The sequence below is a fragment of the Nonomuraea sp. H19 genome (assembly GCF_052068215.1).
In the GTDB taxonomy this organism is placed as follows: Bacteria; Actinomycetota; Actinomycetes; order Streptosporangiales; family Streptosporangiaceae; genus Nonomuraea.
In genome coordinates this window covers 1-22,682 of the sequence record NZ_JBQHCV010000030.1, presented here as the reverse complement: position 1 = coordinate 22,682, position 22,682 = coordinate 1, and the positions used below count along the sequence as shown (strand labels likewise).

The 22,682-nt window shown below is 69.8% G+C and carries 23 protein-coding genes; 17 read left to right on the top strand and 6 right to left on the bottom strand.

Annotation, left to right across the window (positions count from 1 at the left end):
* Positions 1 to 56: 56 nt before the first annotated feature.
* The 3 genes from ACTMTI_RS45740 to ACTMTI_RS45730 form a co-directional block, all read right to left on the bottom strand.
* Positions 57 to 1,358, bottom strand: a complete 1,302-nt coding sequence (locus ACTMTI_RS45740) for an aspartyl protease family protein (protein ID WP_441127124.1) — start codon at positions 1,356 to 1,358, stop codon at positions 57 to 59.
* Between the two features lie 284 nt (positions 1,359 to 1,642).
* A complete protein-coding gene (locus ACTMTI_RS45735) occupies positions 1,643 to 2,476 on the bottom strand; it encodes an NAD(P)H-binding protein (RefSeq protein ID WP_441127123.1) in 834 nt (277 codons plus the stop codon).
* Positions 2,477 to 2,601: 125 nt separating this feature from the next.
* Entirely contained in the window at positions 2,602 to 2,829 is a 228-nt protein-coding gene (locus tag ACTMTI_RS45730) for an SDR family oxidoreductase (RefSeq protein WP_441127122.1), read from the bottom strand.
* 371 nt (positions 2,830 to 3,200) lie between these two features.
* Here ACTMTI_RS45730 and ACTMTI_RS45725 point away from each other — a divergent pair, with 371 nt between their 5' ends.
* The 6 genes from ACTMTI_RS45725 (at position 3,201) to ACTMTI_RS45700 (ending at position 10,165) form a co-directional block, all read left to right on the top strand.
* Entirely contained in the window at positions 3,201 to 3,974 is a 774-nt protein-coding gene (locus ACTMTI_RS45725) for an IclR family transcriptional regulator (RefSeq protein WP_441127121.1), read from the top strand.
* Positions 3,971 to 4,855: an SMP-30/gluconolactonase/LRE family protein gene (locus ACTMTI_RS45720; RefSeq protein ID WP_441127120.1), complete on the top strand. Its 885-nt coding sequence runs from the start codon at positions 3,971 to 3,973 to the stop codon at positions 4,853 to 4,855. The genes ACTMTI_RS45725 and ACTMTI_RS45720 overlap by 4 nt, the downstream gene beginning before the upstream one ends.
* Positions 4,856 to 4,873: 18 nt before the next feature.
* Positions 4,874 to 5,734 (top strand): fumarylacetoacetate hydrolase family protein, encoded by an 861-nt coding sequence (locus ACTMTI_RS45715; protein WP_441127119.1) that lies wholly within the window; start codon positions 4,874 to 4,876, stop codon positions 5,732 to 5,734.
* Entirely contained in the window at positions 5,734 to 6,747 is a 1,014-nt protein-coding gene (locus ACTMTI_RS45710) for a zinc-dependent alcohol dehydrogenase (protein WP_441127118.1), read from the top strand. Before ACTMTI_RS45715 ends, ACTMTI_RS45710 begins: the two co-directional genes overlap by 1 nt.
* A gap of 21 nt (positions 6,748 to 6,768) precedes the next feature.
* Positions 6,769 to 9,558 carry an FAD-binding and (Fe-S)-binding domain-containing protein gene (locus ACTMTI_RS45705; protein ID WP_441127117.1) on the top strand — a complete coding sequence of 930 codons (2,790 nt, stop codon included), beginning with the start codon at positions 6,769 to 6,771 and terminating at the stop codon, positions 9,556 to 9,558.
* Between the two features lie 76 nt (positions 9,559 to 9,634).
* Positions 9,635 to 10,165, top strand: coding sequence for a GNAT family N-acetyltransferase (locus tag ACTMTI_RS45700; protein WP_441127116.1), 531 nt, complete (start codon positions 9,635 to 9,637; stop codon positions 10,163 to 10,165).
* On the opposite strand, the gene ACTMTI_RS45695 is transcribed toward ACTMTI_RS45700, so the two are convergent.
* Positions 10,153 to 10,629 (bottom strand): hypothetical protein, encoded by a 477-nt coding sequence (locus ACTMTI_RS45695; RefSeq protein ID WP_441127115.1) that lies wholly within the window; start codon positions 10,627 to 10,629, stop codon positions 10,153 to 10,155. The genes ACTMTI_RS45700 and ACTMTI_RS45695 overlap by 13 nt on opposite strands.
* A gap of 218 nt (positions 10,630 to 10,847) precedes the next feature.
* On the opposite strand from ACTMTI_RS45695, the gene ACTMTI_RS45690 reads away from it, so the two are divergent.
* The 5 genes from ACTMTI_RS45690 to ACTMTI_RS45670 are packed head-to-tail and all read left to right on the top strand — an operon-like array spanning position 10,848 to position 15,773.
* Positions 10,848 to 11,240, top strand: coding sequence for a GntR family transcriptional regulator (locus ACTMTI_RS45690; protein WP_441127114.1), 393 nt, complete (start codon positions 10,848 to 10,850; stop codon positions 11,238 to 11,240).
* The gene (locus ACTMTI_RS45685; RefSeq protein ID WP_441127113.1) at positions 11,237 to 12,127 is read left to right on the top strand and encodes an ABC transporter ATP-binding protein; all 891 of its coding nucleotides are present in this window, start codon (positions 11,237 to 11,239) and stop codon (positions 12,125 to 12,127) included. The genes ACTMTI_RS45690 and ACTMTI_RS45685 overlap by 4 nt, the downstream gene beginning before the upstream one ends.
* The gene (locus ACTMTI_RS45680) at positions 12,124 to 13,185 is read left to right on the top strand and encodes an ABC transporter permease (protein WP_441127112.1); all 1,062 of its coding nucleotides are present in this window, start codon (positions 12,124 to 12,126) and stop codon (positions 13,183 to 13,185) included. The genes ACTMTI_RS45685 and ACTMTI_RS45680 overlap by 4 nt, the downstream gene beginning before the upstream one ends.
* A complete protein-coding gene (locus tag ACTMTI_RS45675) occupies positions 13,182 to 14,606 on the top strand; it encodes a S41 family peptidase (RefSeq protein ID WP_441127111.1) in 1,425 nt (474 codons plus the stop codon). Before ACTMTI_RS45680 ends, ACTMTI_RS45675 begins: the two co-directional genes overlap by 4 nt.
* Before the next feature lie 12 nt (positions 14,607 to 14,618).
* Positions 14,619 to 15,773, top strand: a complete 1,155-nt coding sequence (locus ACTMTI_RS45670) for an alpha/beta hydrolase family protein (RefSeq protein WP_441127110.1) — start codon at positions 14,619 to 14,621, stop codon at positions 15,771 to 15,773.
* A 128-nt stretch (positions 15,774 to 15,901) separates the two neighbouring features.
* Here ACTMTI_RS45670 and ACTMTI_RS45665 read toward each other — a convergent pair whose 3' ends face one another.
* Both ACTMTI_RS45665 and ACTMTI_RS45660 read right to left on the bottom strand, forming a co-directional pair.
* Positions 15,902 to 16,294 (bottom strand): nuclear transport factor 2 family protein, encoded by a 393-nt coding sequence (locus ACTMTI_RS45665; protein WP_441127204.1) that lies wholly within the window; start codon positions 16,292 to 16,294, stop codon positions 15,902 to 15,904.
* 355 nt (positions 16,295 to 16,649) lie between these two features.
* Positions 16,650 to 17,237 (bottom strand): TetR/AcrR family transcriptional regulator, encoded by a 588-nt coding sequence (locus ACTMTI_RS45660; RefSeq protein WP_441127109.1) that lies wholly within the window; start codon positions 17,235 to 17,237, stop codon positions 16,650 to 16,652.
* A 171-nt stretch (positions 17,238 to 17,408) separates the two neighbouring features.
* Here ACTMTI_RS45660 and ACTMTI_RS45655 point away from each other — a divergent pair, with 171 nt between their 5' ends.
* The 6 genes from ACTMTI_RS45655 (at position 17,409) to ACTMTI_RS45630 (ending at position 22,574) form a co-directional block, all read left to right on the top strand.
* On the top strand, positions 17,409 to 18,320 hold the full coding sequence (locus ACTMTI_RS45655) for an alpha/beta hydrolase (RefSeq protein ID WP_441127108.1): 912 nt from the start codon (positions 17,409 to 17,411) through the stop codon (positions 18,318 to 18,320).
* A 148-nt stretch (positions 18,321 to 18,468) separates the two neighbouring features.
* Positions 18,469 to 19,305 (top strand): alpha/beta fold hydrolase, encoded by an 837-nt coding sequence (locus tag ACTMTI_RS45650; protein WP_441127107.1) that lies wholly within the window; start codon positions 18,469 to 18,471, stop codon positions 19,303 to 19,305.
* Positions 19,306 to 19,502: 197 nt separating this feature from the next.
* Positions 19,503 to 19,631, top strand: coding sequence for a hypothetical protein (locus tag ACTMTI_RS45645; RefSeq protein ID WP_441127106.1), 129 nt, complete (start codon positions 19,503 to 19,505; stop codon positions 19,629 to 19,631).
* A gap of 55 nt (positions 19,632 to 19,686) precedes the next feature.
* Positions 19,687 to 20,703, top strand: coding sequence for an NADP-dependent oxidoreductase (locus ACTMTI_RS45640; protein ID WP_441127105.1), 1,017 nt, complete (start codon positions 19,687 to 19,689; stop codon positions 20,701 to 20,703).
* Between the two features lie 116 nt (positions 20,704 to 20,819).
* Entirely contained in the window at positions 20,820 to 21,650 is an 831-nt protein-coding gene (locus ACTMTI_RS45635; protein ID WP_441127104.1) for an enoyl-CoA hydratase/isomerase family protein, read from the top strand.
* A gap of 210 nt (positions 21,651 to 21,860) precedes the next feature.
* The gene (locus ACTMTI_RS45630; protein WP_441127103.1) at positions 21,861 to 22,574 is read left to right on the top strand and encodes an SDR family oxidoreductase; all 714 of its coding nucleotides are present in this window, start codon (positions 21,861 to 21,863) and stop codon (positions 22,572 to 22,574) included.
* The last annotated feature ends 108 nt before the right edge of the window (positions 22,575 to 22,682 follow it).

Below are 22,682 nucleotides of genomic sequence, written 5' to 3'. Positions count from 1 at the left end.
ATCCAGAGTCCGCACAGGCCCCAGCCCACCGAGCGACTGCCAGTGACGTGGATCGTCTACTGGCTTGCGTCCGGGTCCATGGAGTCACCGGTGATGTAGAGGTTCATGTGGGTGTAGTCGAAGGTGATGGCGAACGGCTTGAAGTAGTCGTGGGTGAAGTTGGCGATGGTGTCGAACATCATGCCGTCGTCGACTCTGGGATTCTCCTCCGCCCAACCTTTGACCCGCCGCCTGGTCGCCCTACCGAGGCTGATCCGCTCCGGGGTGATGGCGTAACGCACCTTGCCGTTGATCACCTCGGGCTCGCCGAGCGCGATCCCGGCTCGCTTGGCCATCTCCAACGAGGTGCCCATGCCCCGACCGGGACCACCGGTGTCGAAGGTGACAACCCCGGGCCCGTAATCGTCGAGGCTGCCCAGGGTGACGGGGAAGTGGTCCTTGGCCAGCCACAGGGGCAGCACGTCGCCAGGCAGGCGCTTGATCTCGGCCCGGAATCGGCGCAGGTTGGCCTCGGTCTTGCGGCGCAGGACGAACTGCTTGTGGCCGTAGTCCATGGTGGTGAGGAAGTGGTAGAAGTGCACCGTTCCGATGGTGCCCTGCGCCTGGGAGCCGTCGGGCAGTGGCGGCCGCACGGCCTCGTTCCAGTGGACGGGCGCGTTGCGCACCTCGATATCGCCGATGCGGACCGACTCGGCGATGCCGTGGTACATGACGAACCGCTGCCCGTCGGCGCTGCCCATGCTGGTGGACACCACATCTATCTTGGCCTCGCGGGCCAGTTCCATGGTGAGGCCGGCCGTCGTCGCGCCGGTGTCGAGCTGGAAGATCCTCGGGGGTGTCCCGTTGATCGAGACCTCCATGTGCGGCAGGGGATCGAGCCCGAGGAAGGGGATACGAGTGCTCTGCGGGCCGCGCACCTGCCAAGGTGTGCCCTCGATGCGCTCGTACAGCGTGGCGTACGCGCCGTCGACGGTGGTGCCGCGCTTGCGCAGCCATGGTGCCGCATCGGCCAGCCGGTCCTGGCGTACGAAGCAGTCCGCCAACTGGTAGAGAAGGAACTGATCGTCAGGCTTCAGCGTCACGGCCTGCCTCAGGAACTTCTCGGCGTCGGCGAACCGGTTGGACAGCAGGGCGATGTAGCCGATCTGCCCGGCGGCGTGCGCATCATCGGCGTTCTCCCGCAACCGGCGCCGGTAGCCACGCTCAGCCTCCTTGAAACGGCCGTCCTTGAACAATTGGTCGGGATCGGTGGAGGGCGACGACGCAGCGGCAGCGTTTGCGCCGCTCGTCCCAAGCACTGGCAGCGCCGCGCCGGCGGCGGCCAGGCCCGCACGCTGCAGGAACTGCCGTCGATGCATGCCCCTGGAGGCTCTTTCTCGGTTCACAGCCGTCTCCTGGTCCTCGTTGCCTTCTGAGCGGACGAGGAACCATGACAGCAGTGCCGAGGTTTCCTCGGCGTTATCGCGAGCCAGAGCAGGACACCGGCGTACGGGTTCCGCCGAACACCTGGCGGTAGGTCAGGGGCCCGGCGCCGTAGGCGGGCTTGCGAGGGCCCGGCTCATGCAGGTGCTCGGCGGTCAGGCGCAGGCCGTGCGCATCGTCGTGCACGATGCTCGGTACGTCGGCAGGGTCCCGCTTTCGGTCACGTGTTCCAGGCGCCTTCGGCGGCTGCCTGTCGGGCGTAGTCGGTGAAGTCCCGGGCAGGCCTGCCAAGGACCCGCTGGACGTCGTCGGTGAGGGTGGCGAGCCCGCCGGAGCGGACGTGCTCATACAGGCCGACAGTAAGTTGTACCCACTCCTCGGGTACGCCGTGTGCGCGTTGTTCGTCCGCGTACGCCTCCGCTGTCAGCGGCACGTAGCGGATGTCGCGGCCGGTGGCCTCCGCGATCTCGGCGACCGCGTCGGCGAAGGTCATCAGCCGGGGGCCGGTCAGTTCGTACGCCCGCCCGGCGTGCCCGCCCTCGGCCAGAGCGGCGACGGCCACGGCGGCGATGTCCTCGGCGTCGATGAACGCCTCCTTGCCGTCCCCGGCCGGCAGCCTTACCTCGCCGCTGAGGACGGGGTCGTGCAGGAAGTCCTCGCTGAAGTTCTGGGAGAACCAGCGCAGCCGCAGCACGGTCCACTCCAGGCCCGCCTCATCCAGCGCCCGCTCCGCCGCCAGAAAGTGTTCGTGACCGGGGCTGTCGCCGGGCGTGGAGACCAGCACCGCCCGCCTCGCCCCGGCCGCCGCGGCCTGCCGGGTGAAAGCGGCGATGTCCTGCGCCGCCTGCTCACTGCCGAGATCGGGCACTACCAGGTACAGTCCGGTCACGCCGCGCAGCGCCGGCTCCCAGGTGGCGCGATCGGCCCAGTCGAAGCGCACCTCGCCGGACCGGGAGGCCGCCCGCACCGCCACGCCCCGCTCCTTGAGCAGCCGCACCACCCGGCGGCCGGTCTTGCCCGTGGCGCCGGTCACCGAAATCGTCTCGTCATGCATGCCCTCCAGCCAACCAGCCGCACACCCGCGACAGCCATGGCGAGCACGCTCGCTTCCATACGGATTCGTCTACGCCGACCGGCATGGATCCGCTGACGGACCTGCTGAACGGGGTCCGCGTCCTCTCAACGAGAGGGCTTGGCGACGGCGCGGTCAGTAGGTGGCGCGGCCACCGCACTCGTGGAGAAGCTGATCTTGTCGGAGGTGAGCCAGGCGATCAGCTCGGCCACCTCTTCGGGACGGCCGATGCGGCGCATCGGGATGAGGCTGATGATGTGGGCCAGGGCCTCGGGGCCGGTGGTGGCCTTCATCGGAGTCTCGATGACGGCGGGGGCGATGGCGTTGGCTAGCACGCCGCGGCGCCGTTGACGAGGATGTCGATCGGGCCGATCTACTGGGCGGCGGCGTGGACGTCCTTTCAATGGGATTCGCGCGGTACGTGGCCGCCGCTGGAGCCGGTGAGGGAGGGCGTGGCCGAAGGGGCCGCCAGCGGCGGCTTCGGGGGGTGAGGTGGAGGACGACGATGCCGTACGCGGTGCCGCTCATGCAGCCGTCGCAGACAGCCATTCTTTTCCAAGAATTAGAACTCGCATCTAACATTTGGAATCTTGCATGAGGTTAGCGCATACTCATGGCTGACAGAAGCCGCCCATTTGGGGGAGAGCTTTCGCTTGATGGAACACTGGTCTAATATTCGGAATATGTTGCAAAGAACACGTCCGAGGTGGTAGCCGACGCCGAAGGCGGCTCCAAGCTCGTCGGATCCGATCGCGTGCTGGCGGTGCTGGCCGAGCTGGCCCACCACCCCGACGGGATCGGGCTGGAGGAGATGGCGCGGGCGGTGGCCAGTGCCAAGCCGACGGTGCACCGGGCGCTGGCGGCGCTGCGCCGGGCCGGGTTCGCCGCGCAGAACGGTCACGGCCGTTACGTGTTAGGGGACGAGTTCCTGCGGATGGCCTTCGCTCATCACGAGGCTCGGCCCGATCACGTCCGCGTCACCCCCATCCTCAAGGCGCTGTGCGACCGCTACGGCGAGACCGTGCACTACGCGGTGCTTGACGGGACCTCGGTCGTCTACCGTTCCAAGCTCGACCCGCCGTCGGGGCCGGTGAGGCTGACCTCGGTCGTCGGGGGCCGCAACCCGGCGCACTGCACAGGGGTCGGCAAGGTGCTGCTCGCGCATACCCTTCATGATGAGGACGCGGTCCGCGCCTGGGTGGGCAACCGGACCCTGGAGCGGCCGACCGAGCGCTCCATCGGCACGGCCGGTGAACTGCACGCCGAGCTGGTGCGCATCCGGCAGCAGGGCTACGCCGTCGACGACCAGGAGAACGAGCCCGGCGTCAACTGCGTGGCCGTACCGGCCTACCTGACCTCGCCCACCGTGCCCAGCGGCGCGATCAGCGTCAGCGGCCTGGCCTATCGCACACCGCTGAGGGCGCTCGTCGACGACCTGCCCGCCATCCGCGCCATCGTCACTGGAGAGGACCCCGCGTGAAATTCGCCGCGACGCCGGCTTCGGCGGACGTCTACGCCCTCGGCGAGGGCCCCGTGTGGGACGCCGCCCGGCAGCGCCTGCTGTGGGTCGACATCGTCGCGGGCGCCGTGCACGAGGGCCTGGTCGCCCCCGAGACCGGCATCGTCACCGCCACCGGGCGACACGCCTTCGGGTCCACCGTGGGGGCGGTCGCCGTCTCCGCGGACGGGCGGCTGATCGTCGCCGAGAAGGAGATTCTCACCAGGCTCGACGCCGACGGCCGCCGTACGGAGTTGGCCCGGGTGCTGGCTCCCGGCGTGCGCAGCAGGCTCAACGACGGCGCGGTCGATCCGGCCGGGCGCTTCCTGATCGGGAGCCTGGCACAGGACGACCGACACGGTGAGGAGGTGCTGGCCCGCCTGGACGAGACCGGCCTGACCTACCTCGACACCGACCTGGTGCTGTCCAACGGCCTGGCCTGGAGCCCCGCCGGCGACCGCCTCTACAGCGTGGACACCATCCCCGGCACGGTCTGGGTGCGCGACTACGATCCGCCCAGCGGCAAGGCCGGACCGCGCCGGGAGGCGTTCACCATCACCGACGGCAAGCCCGACGGGATGTGCGCCGACGCCGACGGCAACCTGTGGATCGCCAACTGGGGACGCGGCCGCGTCGAATGCCGCACCCCCACCGGCCACCTGCTGGCCGCCGTTGAGACCGGCGCGCCGCACACCTCCAGCGCCGCCTTCGCCGGCCCCGATCTCGACGTCCTCGTCATCACCACGTCCACCCTGGGTCTGGCCGAGCAGGACCTGGCCGCACACCCCGACTCCGGCCGCCTGTTCACCGCTCGGGTGGGCGTGCGCGGCCTGCCCTCGCCCTACTGGGCCCCGCTCGACTGAGATCAGGAGAAACACCCCTTGTACCTCATGCGCATCGGCGCGTCCGGCGCCGAGAAGCCCGTCGTCCGCGTGGACGACACCCACTACGTCGACGTCTCCGACCTCACCCCTGACTTCGACGAGAAGTTCTTCGGCGCCGGCGGCGTCGCCACGCTTGCCGGACCGGTGGCCGACCGGATCGCACGCGGCGACGTACGCGCCTTCTCCGGGGAGCGCGTCGGCGCGCCGATCGCCCGCCCGCACCAGATCCTGTGCATCGGCCTCAACTACAGCGACCACGCCGCCGAGACCGGCCAGGCCGTCCCCGCCGAGCCGATCCTGTTCACCAAGTCGCCCAACACGCTCATCGGCCCCAACGACGACGTGCGCATCCCGCGCGGCTCCACCAAGACCGACTGGGAAGTCGAGCTGGGCATCGTGATCGGCAGGCGTACCTCCTACCTCGACTCGGTCGAGGAAGCGCGCGCGGCGATCGCCGGATACTGCGTGGTCAACGACGTCAGCGAGCGCGCCTTCCAGATGGAACGCGGCGGCCAGTGGAGCAAGGGCAAGTCCGCCGAGACGTTCAACCCGGCGGGCCCCTGGCTGGTCACCCCGGACGAGATCCCCGACGTCACCGACCTCGGCATGTGGCTGGACGTCAACGGCACCCGCCGCCAAACCGGCACCACCAAGACAATGATCTTCAACCCGTACGTCATCGTGCACCACCTGAGCCAATTCATGGTGCTGGAGCCCGGCGACCTGATCAACACCGGCACCCCGCCCGGCGTCGGCATGGGCCACGACCCCCAGATCTGGCTCCAGCCTGGCGACGTGATGGAGCTGGGCATCGACGGCCTGGGCGGCCAGCGTCAGAACGTCCTCGGACCCCGGTAGTGCGCGCACTCGTCCTGACCGGCCCGGGCAAGGCCGAAGTCCAGGAGGTCGAGCCGCCCGTCGCCGCGCCCGGGCAGGTGGTCGTGGACGTCGAACGGGCCGGTGTGTGCGGCACCGACGTGGAGCTGTTCACCGGCCACATGAGCTACCTGCACACCGGCCGGTCGCGGTATCCGCTGCGCCCAGGCCACGAGTGGTGCGGCACGGTCACGGCACTCGGCGAGGACGTCGATCCTTCGTGGCTCGGCCGGCGGGTCACCGGCGACACCATGCTCGGCTGCGGCCACTGCGACCGCTGCCTGGCAGGCCGCCACCACGTGTGCGCCGACGTGGCCGAGATCGGCATCAGCCGAGACCGCCCCGGCGCGCTGGCCGAACAGCTCGCCGTCCCGGCCACAGCCCTGCACGCGCTGCCCGGCCCGGTGGACGTCACCCTCGGCGCCCTTGCCGAACCCGGCGGCAACGCCCTGCGGGCCGTCCAGGCCGCAGCGCTCGCACCGGGGGAGCGGCTGCTGGTCCTGGGCACCGGCACGATCGGCCTGCTGGCAGCTCTGTTCGCAAGAGCCGGGGGAGCCGAGGTCCACCTGATGGGCCGCGACCCCGAAGGTTTGCACCTGGCCCGATCCCTGGGCTTCGCGGGCGCCTGGACCCGGCCGACGCTACCGGGGCCGCCGTGGCACGCCGTCGTGGACGCCTCCAACGCGCCCGAACTGCCCGCCCTCGCCCTCGACCTCGTCGAACCCGCCGGGCGCGTGATCTACATCGGGCTGGCCGGCACTCCGTCCACCCTCGACACGCGTGACCTCGCGCTGAGGGACGTCACCGCCGTCGGCATCCTCGGCGGTTCGGCCGGGCTCGCCGGAGCCGTCGCCGCCTACGCCGACGGCTCGGTCGACGCCCGCCCGCTCGTGGCCGCCACCGTCGGCCTGGCCGACACCGCCGACGTCCTGGCCGGACACCGCCCGGATGGCGCCGGGCCGGGCCCGAAGATCCACATCGACCCGCGCCGATAACCGAACGAAGAGAGCACCAACGTGACCCATCCTGAACCGCGACGGCTGAGCGCGCCCGACCCCGCCATCCTGGCGGCGGTGGAGACCGCCGTGCCGGGAATCTCGCGCACGCGGGTGAGCGACCGGCTCGGGATGGCGCACGACGCCTCGCACTACCTGCTCACTCCGCAGGCCGTCCTCGTGCCGGAAAACGCCGACCAGGTAGCGGCGCTGCTGCGTACCGGCCTGCCGCTGACGTTCCGCTCGGGTGGCACCAGCCTGAGCGGGCAGGCAGTGAGCGCGCACCTGCTGGTCGACACCCGCCGCCACTTCCGCTCCATCGACGTGCTGGACGACGGCGCGCGGGTGCGGGTGCAACCGGGCGCGGTGCTGCGGCAGGTCAACGCCCGCCTCGCCCCTTACGGCCGCAAGCTGGGCCCGGACCCGGCCAGCGAGTCGGCGTGCACGATCGGCGGCGTGGTGGCCAACAACTCCAGCGGCATGACCTGCGGCACGCACGCCAACACGTACCAGACACTGGAGTCGATGACGCTGGTGCTCCCCAGCGGCACCGTCCTCGACGTCGGCGCCGCCGACGCCGACGAGCGCCTGCGCACCCTCGAACCCGACCTCGCACAGGGCCTGACCAGGCTGCGCGACCGCATCCGGAACAACCCCGACTCGGTGCGCCGCATTCAAGCCCAGTTCTCGCTCAAGAACACCATGGGCTACGGCCTCAACAGCTTCCTCGACCACGACACCCCGGCGCAGATCCTCGCCCATCTGATCATCGGCAGTGAAGGCACCCTTGGCTTCGTCGCCGAGGCCGTCCTGCGCACCGTCCCGGCCCACCGCCTGGCCGCCACCGGCCTCCTCGTCTTCCCCGCCCTGCGCGAGGCCATGGCGGCGATGCCCGAGCTGGTCGCCGCCGACCCGGCCGCCGTCGAACTGCTGGACGCCGAATCCCTGCGGGTGGCACAGACCGACCCGAAGGCCGACGACGTGCTGCGCACGCTCACCGTCGCCGAGCACGCCGCCCTGCTGGTGGAATGGCAGGAATCCGACCCCGGTCAGCTCGCCGAGCGGGAACGTGCGGCCGAGCAGGTGTTCGCCGACCTGCGCCTGGCCGCCCCTGCCCGCCTCAGCCGGGAAGCCGGAAGCCGCGCCGGGCTGTGGCACATCCGCAAGGGCCTGTACGCCTCCGTCGCCGGAGCCCGGCCCAGCGGCACCACCGCTCTGCTGGAGGACGTCGCCGTCCCCGTCCCCGCCCTGGCCGACCTGTGCGATGATCTCGCCGACCTGTTCGCCAAGCACCGCTACGAGCGCAGCGTCATCTTCGGCCACGCCAAGGACGGCAACCTGCACTTCATGCTCAACGAACGCTTCGCCACCGACCTTGAGCGTTACGCCGAATTCACCGACGACATGGTGGAGGCCGTCCTGGGCCGGGGCGGCACGCTCAAGGCCGAGCACGGCACCGGCCGCGTCATGGCGCCGTTCGTCCGCCGCCAGTACGGCGACGAACTCTACGACGTCATGCGCGAGGTCAAACGCCTGTGCGACCCGGCAGGGACGCTCAACCCCGGCGTCGTCCTCACCGACCGGCAAGACGCACACCTGCGCGACCTCAAGACCGTCGTCACCGTCGAGCCCGAAGTGGACCGCTGCGTGGAATGCGGCTACTGCGAGCCCGTCTGCCCCAGCCGCGACCTGACCACCACTCCCCGCCAGCGCATCGTCCTGCGCCGCGAGCTGGCCGCGGCGCAGGCGGCAGGGGATCACGCCCTCGCCCGCCAGATCGAGGCAGAGTACGGCTACGACGCCGTGGACACCTGCGCCGTGGACGGCATGTGCGCCACCGCCTGCCCTGTCCTCATCAACACCGGCGACCTCACCAAACGCCTGCGCGCCGAACGCCACGGCCGCGTGGGCCAGCAGGCGTGGAAGGCCGCCGCCAACCACTGGGACGGCATCACCCGCGCGATGAACCTGGCCCTCGACGCGGCCGCCGCCACCCCACCCCGCCTGGCCGAGGGCGCCGGCCGTGCCGCCCGCGCCCTCACCGGCCCGGACGCCGTCCCCGCATGGAGCCGTGACCTGCCCCGCGGCGGAACCCGCCGCCGCGCTGCCCCGGCCGAGCACGCCGACGCCGTCTACGTCCCGTCCTGTCTGAACACCCTGTTCGCCCCCGCCGACGGCGGTCCCGGCGTGATGGCCGCGTTCCAGCGCCTGGCCGAGCGGGCCGGCCTGCGGCTGCACATCCCCGAGAACGTGGGCGGCCTCTGCTGCGGCACGCCCTGGTCCTCCAAGGGCCACACCGGCGGCCACGAGGTGATGCGCCGCCGGGTCCTGGACGCCTTGGCCCGGGCCACCGACGGCGGACGCATTCCGGTCGTCAGCGACGCAGCCTCCTGCACCGAGGGCTTCGACCGCCTCGCCCCCACCTACCAGGTGATCGACGCGGTCGCCTTCACCGCCGAGCGCATCTTGCCTCGCCTGCCCGCCGCCCGCCGCCTCCCCTCCCTGGCCCTGCACCCGACCTGCTCCTCAACCAGGCTCGGCCTGGACGCGGCCATCACCCGCATCGCGGAGGCGGTCGCCGAGCAGGTGGTGATCCCCGACGGCTGGCAGTGCTGCGCCTTCGCCGGCGACCGCGGCCTGCTCCACCCGGAACTGACCGCCTCGGCCACCCAAGCCGAAGCCGCCTCGGTGGCCGACGCCAACTGCAGCGCCCACGCCTCGGTCAACCGCACGTGCGAGCTCGGCCTGGCCCGCGCCACCGGCAAGCCGTACCACCATCTCCTCGAACTCCTCGACCAGGTCACCGCATGAGCGCGCCGGGACACGGGATGTGCGCCAGCCTGATCCCGGTCATTCCTCGCCGGCGGGCCACTGATAGAACGGCCAGGTGAATCGTCTGCATCGCCAAGATCGCCTGGAATGGGCCCTGGCCTGGGAGGCCGACGTCTCCGCTGACACGCACGAAGCTCTCGCCGAAATGCTGGCCCGAGCCTATCCGGCGGACGCGGGGATCTTCGGCGGCCGGCGAAGCTGGACCTGGGCCCGTCCAGAGGCCCGCATGGTCGGCATGGCGGACGACCATCCCGTCGCCCACCTGGCCCTGCTGCGGCAGTTCGGGCAGACGAGTGAGAGCGGCGAGCGCCTGCTGGTCGGCGAGGTGGGCCTGGTCGCGGTCGACCCCGACTTCCAGGGCCGGGGCATCGGCCGCAAGCTGCTCGCCCAGACCGCCACGGAGATGGCCGGCCTGGCGCTGTCCTTCGGCTTCCTGACCTGCAGGCCCGCCGTGGTCCCGTTCTACGAGAGTGCGGGCTGGCATCAGCTGCCCTATTCGCCGGTCCTGGCCGGCGACACTCACACCATGATCCTTCCCCTCCACGCCCCCCTCTCCACCTGGCCCCGCGCTCTTCAGGCGACCTGACCTCGGGGGAGCCGGGTCATGCGTCGTACGCCCGCCGTCGATAGGCAGGGTCGCGCCGGTGACGTAGCCGGCCGCCGGGCCGGCCGCCGGGCCGGCCAGGGGACGGCGATGGACGCCGGCGAAGTGTTCGGGGTCGCGTGGCGCGGAGGCGGTGCGGGATGCGGCCCGCATGCTCCGTGGATGCCCAGGTCTCCCTGAAGAAGCCCGACGCCACGGCGCTCGGCAACGCCACCTACTGCGGCCGCAACTGCACCATCTCGGCGGAGCTCGTCGTAGTTCGGTGCGACCCGCAGGCCGTCGGTACGGCTGAACAGCTGCAGGGCGTTGTCGTAGTAGCGCTCTCGATCTTCGGCAGGGGCTTGCGCCGCCACCAGGTGGACGGCGGCTTTGAAGACGGACAGCTCGCGGTTGACGGTGTTGGGGTCGACCAGTACGGCGCGCGCGACGAACGCCGCGGTGAGCACCTCCTGTCACGCCCGGCGCGCCCAAGGCCGCAAACGGGATCTCGGGCGGGGTGGCGCCGCAGCGGTCGCGGCACTCTGCCCCCGGCGTAAAGGGCTGCGGTCGGGCCGAAGAGCGATGGACCGCTTCGGGTGCCGGGCGACACCGCTGCAGCGATCCTTATGATCCTTTAACATCTAAAGGTCTAAAGTGCTAGGAGCCTAGATAAATGGAGGAGTCGGTGATCGAGTTCCATCTGGACGGCAGGTCGGGCGTTTCGCCGTACCTGCAGCTGGTCCAGCAGGTCCGGCACGCGCTGCGGCTCGGTCTGCTGCGTGAGGGTGACCAGCTTCCGACCGTCAAGGAGGTGGTGGCGCAATTGGCGATCAACCCCAACACGGTGCTCAAGGCCTACCGGGAGCTCGAACACGAGGGCTTGGCGGCCGCCCGGCCGGGGGTCGGGACGTTCGTGACGAGGACGCTGACCGACGCCTCCCTGGCCATGCATGGCCCGCTGCGGCTGGAGCTGCAGCGCTGGCTGTCCAAGGCCCGCCGCGCCGGCCTCGACGACGAGAGCATCGAGGCCCTCTTCATGGCGACCTTTCGGACCACCGCTCAGGAGGACATAGCGTGACTTCGGTCCTGCAGGCCCAGGGACTGGGCAAGAAGTATGGCAAGCGCTGGGCGCTGCGTGAGTGCACCATCGACATACCGGCGGGCCACGTCGTCGGGCTGGTGGGCCCCAACGGGGCCGGCAAGACGACGCTGCTGAAGCTGGCCAGCGGCCAGCTGGAACCGACGGCGGGCGGCATCACCGTGCTCGGCGGCCGGCCCGTCGGCGGCCCGGCGCAGCTGGCCATGGTCGGGTTCGTCGCCCAGGACACCCCCGTCTACGCCGGGCTGACCGTCGCCGAGCATCTGCGGTTGGGAGCGCGGCTCAACCCCCGCTGGGACGACACGCTGGCGCGGGAACGGATCGCGCGGCTCGGTCTGGTCCCCGCGCAGCGGGCGGGCAAGCTGTCGGGCGGCCAGCGCGCTCAGCTCGCCCTCACCTTGGGCCTGGCCAAGCGGCCCGAGCTACTGATCCTGGATGAGCCGGTCGCCTCGCTCGACCCGCTCGCCCGGCGGGAGTTCCTGCAGGGGCTGATGGAGGCGACCGTCGAGCACCAGTTCAGCGTGGTGCTCTCCTCTCACCTGGTCTCCGACCTGGAACGCATCTGCGACTTCCTGATCGTCCTGGTCGACTCGCACGTCCAGGTGGCCGGGGAGGTTGACACGCTGCTGGCCACCCATCACCGGCTCAGCGGCCCGCGCCGCGATCCCGACCGGCTCCCCGCTGACCAGCACGTGATCTCCGCCCGTCACACCGACCGGCAGAGCACGTACGTCATCCGCACCGATGCCCCGATCCACGACCCCGCCTGGACGGTCACCCAGCTCAGCCTGGAGGACCTCGTCCTGGCCTACATGGACAAGCACACCGCCGAGGACCGGCGCGTCGCCCTGGAGGTGCAGCGATGATCTGGCTGACCTGGCGCCAGTTCCGCGGCTCGGCCGCGATGATGGCCGCCGTACTCGTCATCCTCGCCACCGCCTTGGCCCTGACCGGCCCGGACCTGGCCACCGGCTACTCCACCGGGATCGCCGGCTGCGCCCAGGACAACACCTGCGACCGCTTCTACGACCGCTTCTTCGACGAATACCAGACCCCCTTCATGGCCGTCAGCCTCGTCGTGCTGCTCCTGCCCGCCCTCGTCGGGCTCTTCTGGGGAGCACCGTTGATCACCCGTGAGCTGGAGGCGGGCACGCACCTGCTGGTGTGGAACCAGAGCATCACCCGCCGCCGCTGGCTGGCGGTCAAGCTCGGGCTCACCGGCCTGGCCGCGATGGCCGCCGCCGGTCTGTGCGGCCTCGCGGTGACCTGGTGGTCCGACCCCCTGGACAAGTCGGCTATTCCGGAATTAGCCCTGATGGCCCCGCTGGTGTTCGGCGCACGCGGTATCGCCCCGATGGGGTATGCGGCCTTCGCCTTCGTCCTGGGCGTGACCGTGGGCATGCTGGTGCGTCGCACGCTGCCCGCCATGGCGCTCACCCTGGCCGTCTTCGCCGCGATTCAGCTCGCCATGCCGCTGCTGGTCCGTTCCCACCTGATGCCCCCGGTCACCGCGACCTTCGAGCTCGGCAAGGCGAACGTGGATAACTTTGGCATATCGCGCGACCAGGGCGGATCTGCAGGATCTGCGCAAATTTTCTTGGAGTCGGCCGTTCCTGGCCACACGGGCGCCTGGGTCCTGGCCAGCGACCTGGTCGATCCGTCCGGACGCACGATCGCCACCAGCGGCAACCCTGGCACCATCCAGGTCTCCACGACGTCGGGACCCTGCGCACCGTCGGGGATGGGGGCCGGTGGGGACGGCTGCATGGCCGAGGTCAACCGGCTCGGCTACCGGCAACAGGCGACCTACCAGCCCCTCGAGCGCTTCTGGCCCTTCCAGTGGATCGAGACCGGGATCTACGCCCTGCTCACCCTCGGCCTCACGTGGTTGTCCTTCTGGTGGATCCGGAGGCGCCTGTCATGACCACCGCCATCAGGACCGCGACCGCTGGGCTCGCCCTCCTCCTGGTGGCGGCCTGCACGGCGCCGGCGCCGCCGCGCAGCGAGTCGAACACGGCAGGATCGTCGGTATGCGCTCGGCCCGAGGGAGCTCCCGGGGCGGAGACGGCCACCACGATCGACGTCATCGAGCAGGCGTACTTCTGCATCCTCGGCAACTACTACAGCGGCGCCACGCTGGACGCCCGCTCGCTGCTGAGCGCCGGATTCGTCGCCCTGACCCAAGAGCTCAACCGCAACGGGCGCGACGTGCCCGAGGCCGCCATGCCCGCGCTGACCGGTGACCGCAAAGCCGACTGGACCGCCTTCGAGACCACCTACCGCAAGACCACCGATCAGGTGCCGGACCTGCGTGACAAGCTGGCCGTCGTCACCCTGGAGGCCATGGTGGCCGGCCTCGGCGACAACCACGCCCGCTGGGCGCACGACGTCGCAGAGCGCCACCCCGACTACTACGACGGTGACGGTTACGGCCTGGGTCTGCAGGCGAACGTCAACGGTCCGCAGGTGGAGGGCAACCCCGGCGTCGCCCTCCCTCCGCTGTTCGTCACCACCGTGCAAGGCGGCGCGGCGCAGGCCGCCGGACTGCGCCCGGGCGACATCATCGAATCGATCAACGGATCGGCGCCCTTCATCGACGGGAAGGCCACCCCCGCGATCGCCGCCCTCTACCCGCAATACCCGCAAGCGCGCCCGGTCCGGCTGCGGCTCCTGCGGCAGAGCACCGGCCGCCGCTGGAGCGTGACGCTCAAGCCCGGCCTGTTCCAGCGGGATCTGGCCGCCCTGCAGGTGGTGCAGTCGAAGCTGCTGGACGACGACATCGCCTATGTGCGATTGCGCGGGTTCGCTCCCGACTCTGCGACCAGGGTGTTCAAGGCGATCTCCAGGCAGCGGACCGGCCGGACGCTCACCGGCGTCGTGCTGGACCTGCGCGGCAACGGCGGCGGCAGCCCCATGGAGGCGACCCGGCTGGTGAGCGCGTTCGCCCACGGCAAGGTCACCGCCTACCAGTGCACCGTGGACGGTAAGTGCGAAACGTCGTGGACCGACGGCACCGTCGAGTTGCTCAACCTGCCGCTGGTGGTGCTCACCGACCGCAGTTGCGCCTCGGCGTGCGAGCACGTCAGCGCCGCGGTCAAGGACCTGCGTATCGGCCGGCTCGTCGGCACCAGAACCGCCGGCGTCATCTCCGGCCCGGCGCAGCCGTACCTGCTGAGCAACAACACCCTGCTGAGCTTCCCCGCCAGGCACCACCTGGGGCCGAACCGCGAGGTGATCGACCGGATCGGCGTGCCGCCCGACCACCATGTGCCCCTGACCCCGAAGGACGCGGCCGCGGGGCGCGACCCTGCCCTGGCCAAGGCCCTGACCTTGCTGCAGAAGTGAAGGGACCTCTCGATGAGACACCTCCTGGCAGTCGCCGCGGGGCTGGTGGTCCTGGCCGCGTCGGCATGCTCCGCGCCCACGCCGCCCCGGTCGGCCGCCCCGTCGGCCCCGCCGACCGGCCCCGCCACCCTGCCCGCCCCCACCGGCGCCCATCCGGTCGGCACCACCGCCCTGTATCTGAAGGACACCTCCCGCCCCGATCCGTGGAACCTCGACGTCGACGCGCGCGAGCTCAAGGTCACCCTGTGGTATCCAGCCAAGCAGCGGGACGGGCAGCGGGCGCCGTACATGACACCGAAGGAATCGGAGCTCGCCATGAGGCGCTACCGGATTGCGGGCGTCCCGGACGACACGCTGAGCAAGACGCGCACGAACGCCATCAAAGACGCCGAACCCACGGGGCGGAAGCTTCCGCTGGTGGTGCTCTCTCCCGGCTTCACCAATCCGATGAGCACGCTCACGTCCCTGGCCGAGGATCTCGCCAGCCGAGGGTACGTCGTGGCCGGGATCGACCACACCTACGAGAGCTACGCCACGACCTTGCCCGACGGGCGGGTCGCCGAATGCCTCGCCTGCGACAGCGACACCGACCCGGGCTTCGGCACGGGAGTGGTCAACGGCCGGGCGGCCGACGTCTCCTTCGTCCTCGACCAGCTGCCCTCGAAGTGGGACGGTTCCGACCGGATCGACCGCTCCAGAATCGCGATGGCCGGCCAGTCGATCGGCGGGGCCAGCGCCATGGCGGCCATGGTGAAGGACTCCCGGGTGCGGGCCGGGATCGACATGGACGGCACCACCTACGCCCGGATCCCCAAGAGCGGCTTCTCCCGGCCGTTCATGTTCCTGGGCTCGGCGCAGCACGTCCCCGGAGGCCGCGACAATTCGTGGGACCGCGACTGGAAGCTGCTGACCGGGTGGAAGCGCTGGCTCGTGCTGACGGGCGCGGAACACCAGTACTTCACCGACGGCCCGCTGCTGGCGGGCGCCCTCGGCATCACGCCCGCCTACGGCGTTCTGCCCGCGGCACGCGCCGCCGAGCTCACCCGCACGTACGTGGCCGCCTTCCTCGACCAGCACCTGAAGTCGCAGCCCCAGCCTCTCCTGGACAAACCGTCATCGCGCTACCCCGAGGTCAAGATCTGCCCCGCGACCTGCGGCCAGTCCTGAGACCCGCAGAGCCCAAGGCGCTCACCCGCCCGCAGGAGAACGCGCTGCGCCGCGCCGCCGCCCGGCGCGGCTCTCGCGACGCCGCCATCGTCTTCCTGCTCGGCACCGGCGCTCGCGCCGAAGGACTCTCAAGCGCTGAGGGCTCGCGCGACGGTGAGGCTGTCCTCGTAGATGTGGTAGCGGATGATGAGTCCGTCCTCGACCGAGAGGTGTAGCGCGAACGGCGAGGTGTAGGCGGCGCCATTGCGCCTCACCGTCTGCGCGATCTCTCCGAGCACGACAGCATCCGCACCGTCGACCAGGATGCGCGCGACCGACGTGCCGTTCAGTTCGGGCACGTGATGGGCGTTCAGCGACCGGAAATGGTCCGCCACATCGGCCCGGCTCGACCGCGGCCGGATCCAGGGCACCGCCGGATGCCCTTCAGCGGGCCAGTCGAGCCGCCAGTCGAACTGCTCGGCGAACAGTTCGGCGGTGCGGTCTTGATCGCCCTCGGCGATCCGGCGAAGCAACTCTTCCACGATGGCACGGGTGTCACGACTCATGTCAGGAGTCTTTCCGGTCCCGTGCGGCCTGTCGATTACCTCCCACGTAAGCGAGACCTCTATCAGGTCAGGCGCCGTCCGCGGATGATCCGGGCGCCCGGATCATCCGTAGGACGTCCGCGCTGCCGCAGCCTCGATCGCTGCATCCCTCAGACTTCGATGGCACATGCTCAAGATCGGATGTCACGGGACGCCTTCTCCCGCTCATGGGCCTCGTCCTCGGCTCATGTGACGTACTCGGCCCCAGTCACGTCTGGCGTAGGCGACCCAGCGGAGCGCGGTGTGGCGGTGCATCCCGGCCCGGTGTACCACGGTCTGGTGATGCGGCGTCTCAGCTCTGTTGTGTGGCGTCCAGCAGCGTGAGGGCGTTCTGGATGCCCTGCTCGAGGACCTCATCGGCGAGTTGCCGGTCGGCCAGGGCGCGGGAGAGCTGCATTGTCCCGACCATTCCGGCGTAGACGCTCAGCACCTTGGTGCGCACCGACTGCGGATTTTCTGGCGCCAGGCGGGTGGCGAAGTCGTCGATGACGGCCAGCACGCCGTCGGTGTAGGCCTGTTTGGTCGCGTCGGCGCAGCGGCCGATCTCGTCGAGCAGGGCGGCGGACGGGCAGCCGTCCCCGGGGCTGTCGCGATGCTCGACCGAGAGGTACGCACGCACGATCTGCTCGACTCCCGCGCGGCCGGGCGCCACCGCGCTGAGGGTTTCGCGCTGGTCGCGGAGTTGGTGGGCGACCGCGGTGGCGACCAGGTCCTCCTTGGAGGCGAAGTGGGCATAGAAGGCACCGTTGGTCAGCCCCGCGTCCGCCATCAGCGTGGCGACCCCGGAGCCGTCGATCCCGTCACGCTTTAACCGGCGGCCGGCAGTCTCGACGATCCGCTGCCTGGTCGCCTGCTTGTGCTCCTTGCTGTATCTCACCATACGTTCTCCAATCCGCCGGGGAGGGCTCACGCGCCCTGCCCGCATCCAATTTAAGTACGATCATAATCCAAATCTGGCAGAACCCTTGCGCCCGGACATGATCTCATCCTATGGTCGTATGGTCGTAATCTAAACCTGGCTGCGCACTGCGCAGGGAGAAGGGGTGTCACCGTGGGAGTCAGTCCGCAGGCGCAGCAGTTCGCACAGTTCCTGGGAAGCGTGAGCGCGAAATCGTCGGTGCCGGGCCTCGATCTGGCGATCGTGCGCGACATCGTCGAGACGCACCATCTGGCGTCGACCGAGCCGGAAGGCGTCACCTACGCCGAGGTGAACGCAGACGGCGTCCCCGGCATCTGGTGCATCCCCGAGGGCGCCGACCCCGACCGGGCGTTGCTTCACTTCCACTTCGGCGGGTCGGTCACCGCCTCGATGCACTCCGACCGCAAGGCCGCCGGCCACATCGCGAAGGCGGCAGGAGTCCGCTCGCTGGTCGTGGACTTCCGCCTGGCGCCCGAGCATCCCTACCCGGCGCAGCTCGACGACGCCGAGACGGCCTACCGGTGGCTGCTCTCGCAGGGCTACGAGCCACGGAACATCGGCAGCACGGGCCACTCGATCGGCGGAACCCTCGCGGTGATGCTGCCGCTGCGTCTGCTCGCCAAGGGCGAGGCGACCCCGGGTGCGATCGTCAGCGTCTCGCCGTGGAGCGACCTCACTCTCCAGAACGCGACGGTGGACGAGAACGAGGGGAAGGACAAGATGCTCAGCAGGGGCGTGCTCGAGCTTTTCCGCGGAGCATGGCTGCAGGACCCGGCCTTGGAGTTCACCGATCCGCAGATCAGCCTCGTGAACGCCGATCTGACCGGCCTGCCGCCCACGAGCGTCCACTACGGCGAGCACGAGCTCCTCGCCGACGACGGCGCCGTGTTCGGGCGCCGGCTCGCGGACTTCAAGGTCACCTCAGAGGTCCACCCGATGCCGGAGGGGCAGCATTCGTTCATCCTGGGCGCGGGGCGCGTGCCCGAGGTGGACCAGGCGATCGAGCAGATGGGTCAGTGGCTCCGCCGTCACCTCGGCGCCTGAACAGAAGAACCTCTCGCCACCCGCCGTGCGGCTCGTCATCGCGTAGCAAGAAATCGGCGCGTTCCACGGCTTCACCGCCGCCTTGGCCGCACTGCGCAGCTGCGTTCGCCGGGACAGAGGTACACCGATCGATTCACAAGGAAAGGCCATGAGCACCACATACAAGAACGCGCCCACCCAAACCGTCGATGTCGGCGGAACTAGTTTCTCCTACCGGCAGCTCGGCGCGGACACCGGCGTGCCGGTGATATTCCTCAACCACTTGACCGGGGTGCTGGACAACTGGGATCCCAGGGTCGTCGACGGCGTCGCCGCCAGACATCCAGTGGTCACCTTCGACAACCGGGGCGTCGGCGCGTCGCAGGGCAAGACACCGAACTCGGTGGCCGCGATGGCGCATGACGCCATCGCCTTCATCCGGGCGATGGGCTTCGAGCAGGTCGATCTTCTCGGTTTCTCCCTCGGCGGCATGGTCGCTCAGGTGATCGCGGAAGAAGAGCCGAAGCTCGTTCGCAGGCTGATCCTCGCCGGCACGGGCCCGGCCGGAGGCCGAGGCATCGACAAGGTCACCTCTCTCACCATCCGCGACACGATAAAAGGGGCGCTGACCTTCAAAGATCCGAAGCAGTATCTCTTCTTCACTCGAACAGCAAACGGCCGGGCGGCGGCCCGCCAGTTCTTGGAGCGGCTGAAGGAGCGTACGGACAACCGCGACAAAGCGATTTCGCTATCGGCTTTCCGTGCTCAGCTCAAAGCCATCCACGCCTGGGGATTGCAAGATCCCTATGACTTGTCGGACATTCAGCAGCCTGTCCTGGTGGTCAACGGCGACAACGACAGGATGGTGCCCAGCAGCAATTCTGTCGACATGGCCCGACGCTTCCCGGACGCCGAACTCGCACTGTATCGTGACGCCGGACACGGCGGCATATTCCAGTATCACGAAGACTTCGTCAAAAAGGCTCTGGAATTTCTCGCGCCATAATTCCTTCCCGGATCGGATCTGCCGAGCAGGTGAGCGCGGTGCACGCCGAGCCGCCCAGCCCGCCGTAGAACCTTCGGACGAGCAGGTCTCACCAGGCCCCATGCCTACCTGATACCGCTAAGACGGCCGCTCGGACTTCTGGGCACGGCTGCCGGGCGAACGACGCCACTACCGCGTCGAAGAGACCGCACAGGTGCTTGTGCTACGAGGTCACCCATTCGGCGAACTACCTCCAGCGGTCAGCCACCCCGCTGGGCGTCGCGCTCTTCCCCTACGACCTCCAGCCCATCCGCAGCCACACCGATCACCCCACCCACGCCGCCTGACAAGGGCGTTGCCGTGGTCCACGTCATGACTTCTCACTGAAGGGATCTGATTCTCATGTCCGAGCAGAACCTGCCCACCACCGGACGCGCCTGGCACCTGGAGGCCCGCCCGGAGGGCCGGCCGGTGCCCTCCGGCTTCGCACTGCGCGAGGTGGAGATCCCCGCGCCCGGCCCGGGGCAGCTCCTGGTCGCCAACGCATACCTCTCGGTCGACCCCTACATGCGCGGCCGGATGAGCGCCAAGAAGTCCTACATCGAGCCGTACGAGGTGGGCGAGCCGATGGACGGGCCCGCGGTCGGCCGCGTCCTGGCCTCCAACGCCGAGGGCTTCGCACCCGGCGACCATGTGCTGCACGTCCTCGGCTGGCGCGAGTACGCGGTCCTCGACGCGGCCACCGCCCAGAAAGTGGACCCGGCGCTGGCGCCGCTGTCTGCCTACCTGGGCGTGCTCGGCGTTCCCGGCCTCACCGCGTACATCGGGCTGACCCGATTCGCGAAGGTCAAGGAGGGCGACACGGTCTTCGTCTCCGGCGCGGCGGGTGCGGTCGGCAGCGTGGCCGGCCAGATCGCCAAGCTGCAGGGCGCCGGGCGGGTGATCGGCAGCGCGGGCTCGGACGGCAAGGTCAAGCTGCTGGAAGGGGAGTACGGCTTCGACGCGGCGTTCAACTACAAGAACGGGCCGGTCGCCGAGCAGCTGGCGCAGGCGGCGCCGGACGGCATCGACGTCTTCTTCGACAACGTCGGGGGCGAGCACCTGGAGGCGGCGATCGGCGCGCTCAAGCTGCACGCCCGGATCGTCCTGAGCGGGATGGTCTCCCAGTACAACGACGAGAAGGTGGTGGGGCCGCGCAACCTGTGGAACATGTCCGTGACGCGTTCGCGGATGGAGGCGTTCATGGTGACCGAAGAGCTGGACCTCCAGCCGGAGTTCGTGCGCGAGGTCGGCGGCTGGATCGGCGAGGGCAGGCTGCGCTACAGCGAGACCGTGGTGGACGGCATCGACAACACCCTGCAGGCCTTCCTCGCCCTGATGCGGGGCGAGAACCTCGGAAAGATGATCGTCCGGCTCTGAACCTGCCATCACGAAGCAGAACGCGGGGGAACGCCGTGCCAACGGCGTGCCACGCGCGTTCCACAGCACCGCACTGCGCCGAGAGCCACCGACAACACCACAGTATGGAGAGCCCCATGAGCCGGCCCAGCACGATCAGCCTCGAACGTCCGACACCCGAGATCGCCACGATCACGTTCTCGAACCCTCCCGTGAACTTGGTCGTCGGCGAGACCATGACCCGGTTGCACGAGCTCGTCGTGGAGTTCGACGACGATCCCGACATCCAGGTCGTCGTCTTCAAGAGCGGTGTCCCCGACTTCTTCTTCAACCACTTCGACCTCGCGGCCGCCGCAGACTTCCCCGCGCCGGAGGGCAAGGACGCGGTGCCGGTCTGGACCGACATGGTGCTGCGGCTGACGAAGGCCGCCTACATCACCATCGCGTCCATTCGCGGTCGCACCCGCGGCGGGGGCAACGAGCTCGCCCTGGCCTGCGATCTGCGCTACGCGAGCCGGGAGAAGGCGATGTTCGGCCAGCCCGAGGTGGGCGGCGGGCTGCTGCCCGGGGGCGGCGGGACTGAGCGACTGCCCCGGTTCGTCGGCCGCGACCGGGCTCTGGAGATCATTTTGAGCAGCAGCGATTACGTCGCCGACCTGGCCGAGCGCTGGGGATGGGTCACGCGGGCTCTGCCGGACGCCGAGCTCGACGACTTCGTGGACACGATGGCGGCTCGCCTGGCCTCCTTCGACAAGACCTCCCTGGCGTCCGCCAAGGCGATGGTCAACCGTGCTTCACTGCCGCCGGACGCTGACCTGGTCGCGGCCTACGGTGAGTTCGCCCACTCGCTGACGCTGCCGGGGTTCCTCACGCGGGTGGCCGGTGCCGAGGCGTTGGTCGCCGAGAAGGGCCTCGACTTCGAATACCGGATGGGCGAGTACATCGGCATCGCCAACCAACAGACCTGACCCCTCTCCGCGTGACGATCAGCTCGTGCCGGGCCGGCTCATGCGCGGAGGTCTCAGCCGCCACCGCGATCTTCCACCGGTGACCAACGCCCCGCGCCGGCCACCATCCTGCCCGCGGAGCCGGCCCAACCATGTGACCTGCGGGCCCGACCGAGAACACCGGCGGCCCCACCCGATTCGATCAGCGTGCCCATCCACCAGGAGCTTTCCATGGACCTCTCCACCAGCACAGTCCTCGTCACCGGAGCCAACCGGGGTTTTGGCCGGGCGCTCGTTGTCGAGCTGCTCAGCCGCGGCGCCGTTGTCTACGCCGGTGCCCGTAACCCCGGCCAGGTCGACCTGCCGGGCGTCAAGCCGATCGCGCTCGACATCACCGATCCCGCCTCCGTCGCGGCCGCCGCCCAGGCCACAGGCGACGTGACCGTACTGATCAACAACGCCGGCTCATCCACCGGCAGCGACCTGCTCGCAGGCGACCTGAACGACATCCGTCTGGAGATGGACACCCACTACTTCGGTACCCTTTCGGTGGTCCGGGCCTTCGCGCCGCAGATCGCGGCCAACGGCGGCGGGGCGATCCTCAACATCCTGTCCGGCCTGTCGTGGGTCAGCTTCCCGGAGATCGGTGCCTACTGCGCCGCCAAGTCCGCACAGTGGTCGCTCACCAACGCTCTGCGCGTGCAGCTCGCCGGCCAGGGCATCCGGGTGGCCGGACTGCACGTCGGCTACATGGACACCGACATGGCACGGACGGTCACCACGGCCAAGTCCGACCCCGCCGACATCGCCCGGATCGCCGTTGACGGCCTCGCCGCCGGCGCCTACGAGATCCTCGCGGACAACGCCTCCCGCCAGGCGCAGTCCGCGCTGGCCGGAGGCGTCTCAGCGCTCTACCCACAGCTTCCGTCAGCTTCTCGGCCCTGAGGGGTCGAGCTTGCAGCTCCTCGCCGTACCTGGGGGCACGGGTTGGTCCGCGTCGTCGGCAGCGTGACTCACTGCCCGGCCCATGCGATCGCCGCGCGATGGGCGAGC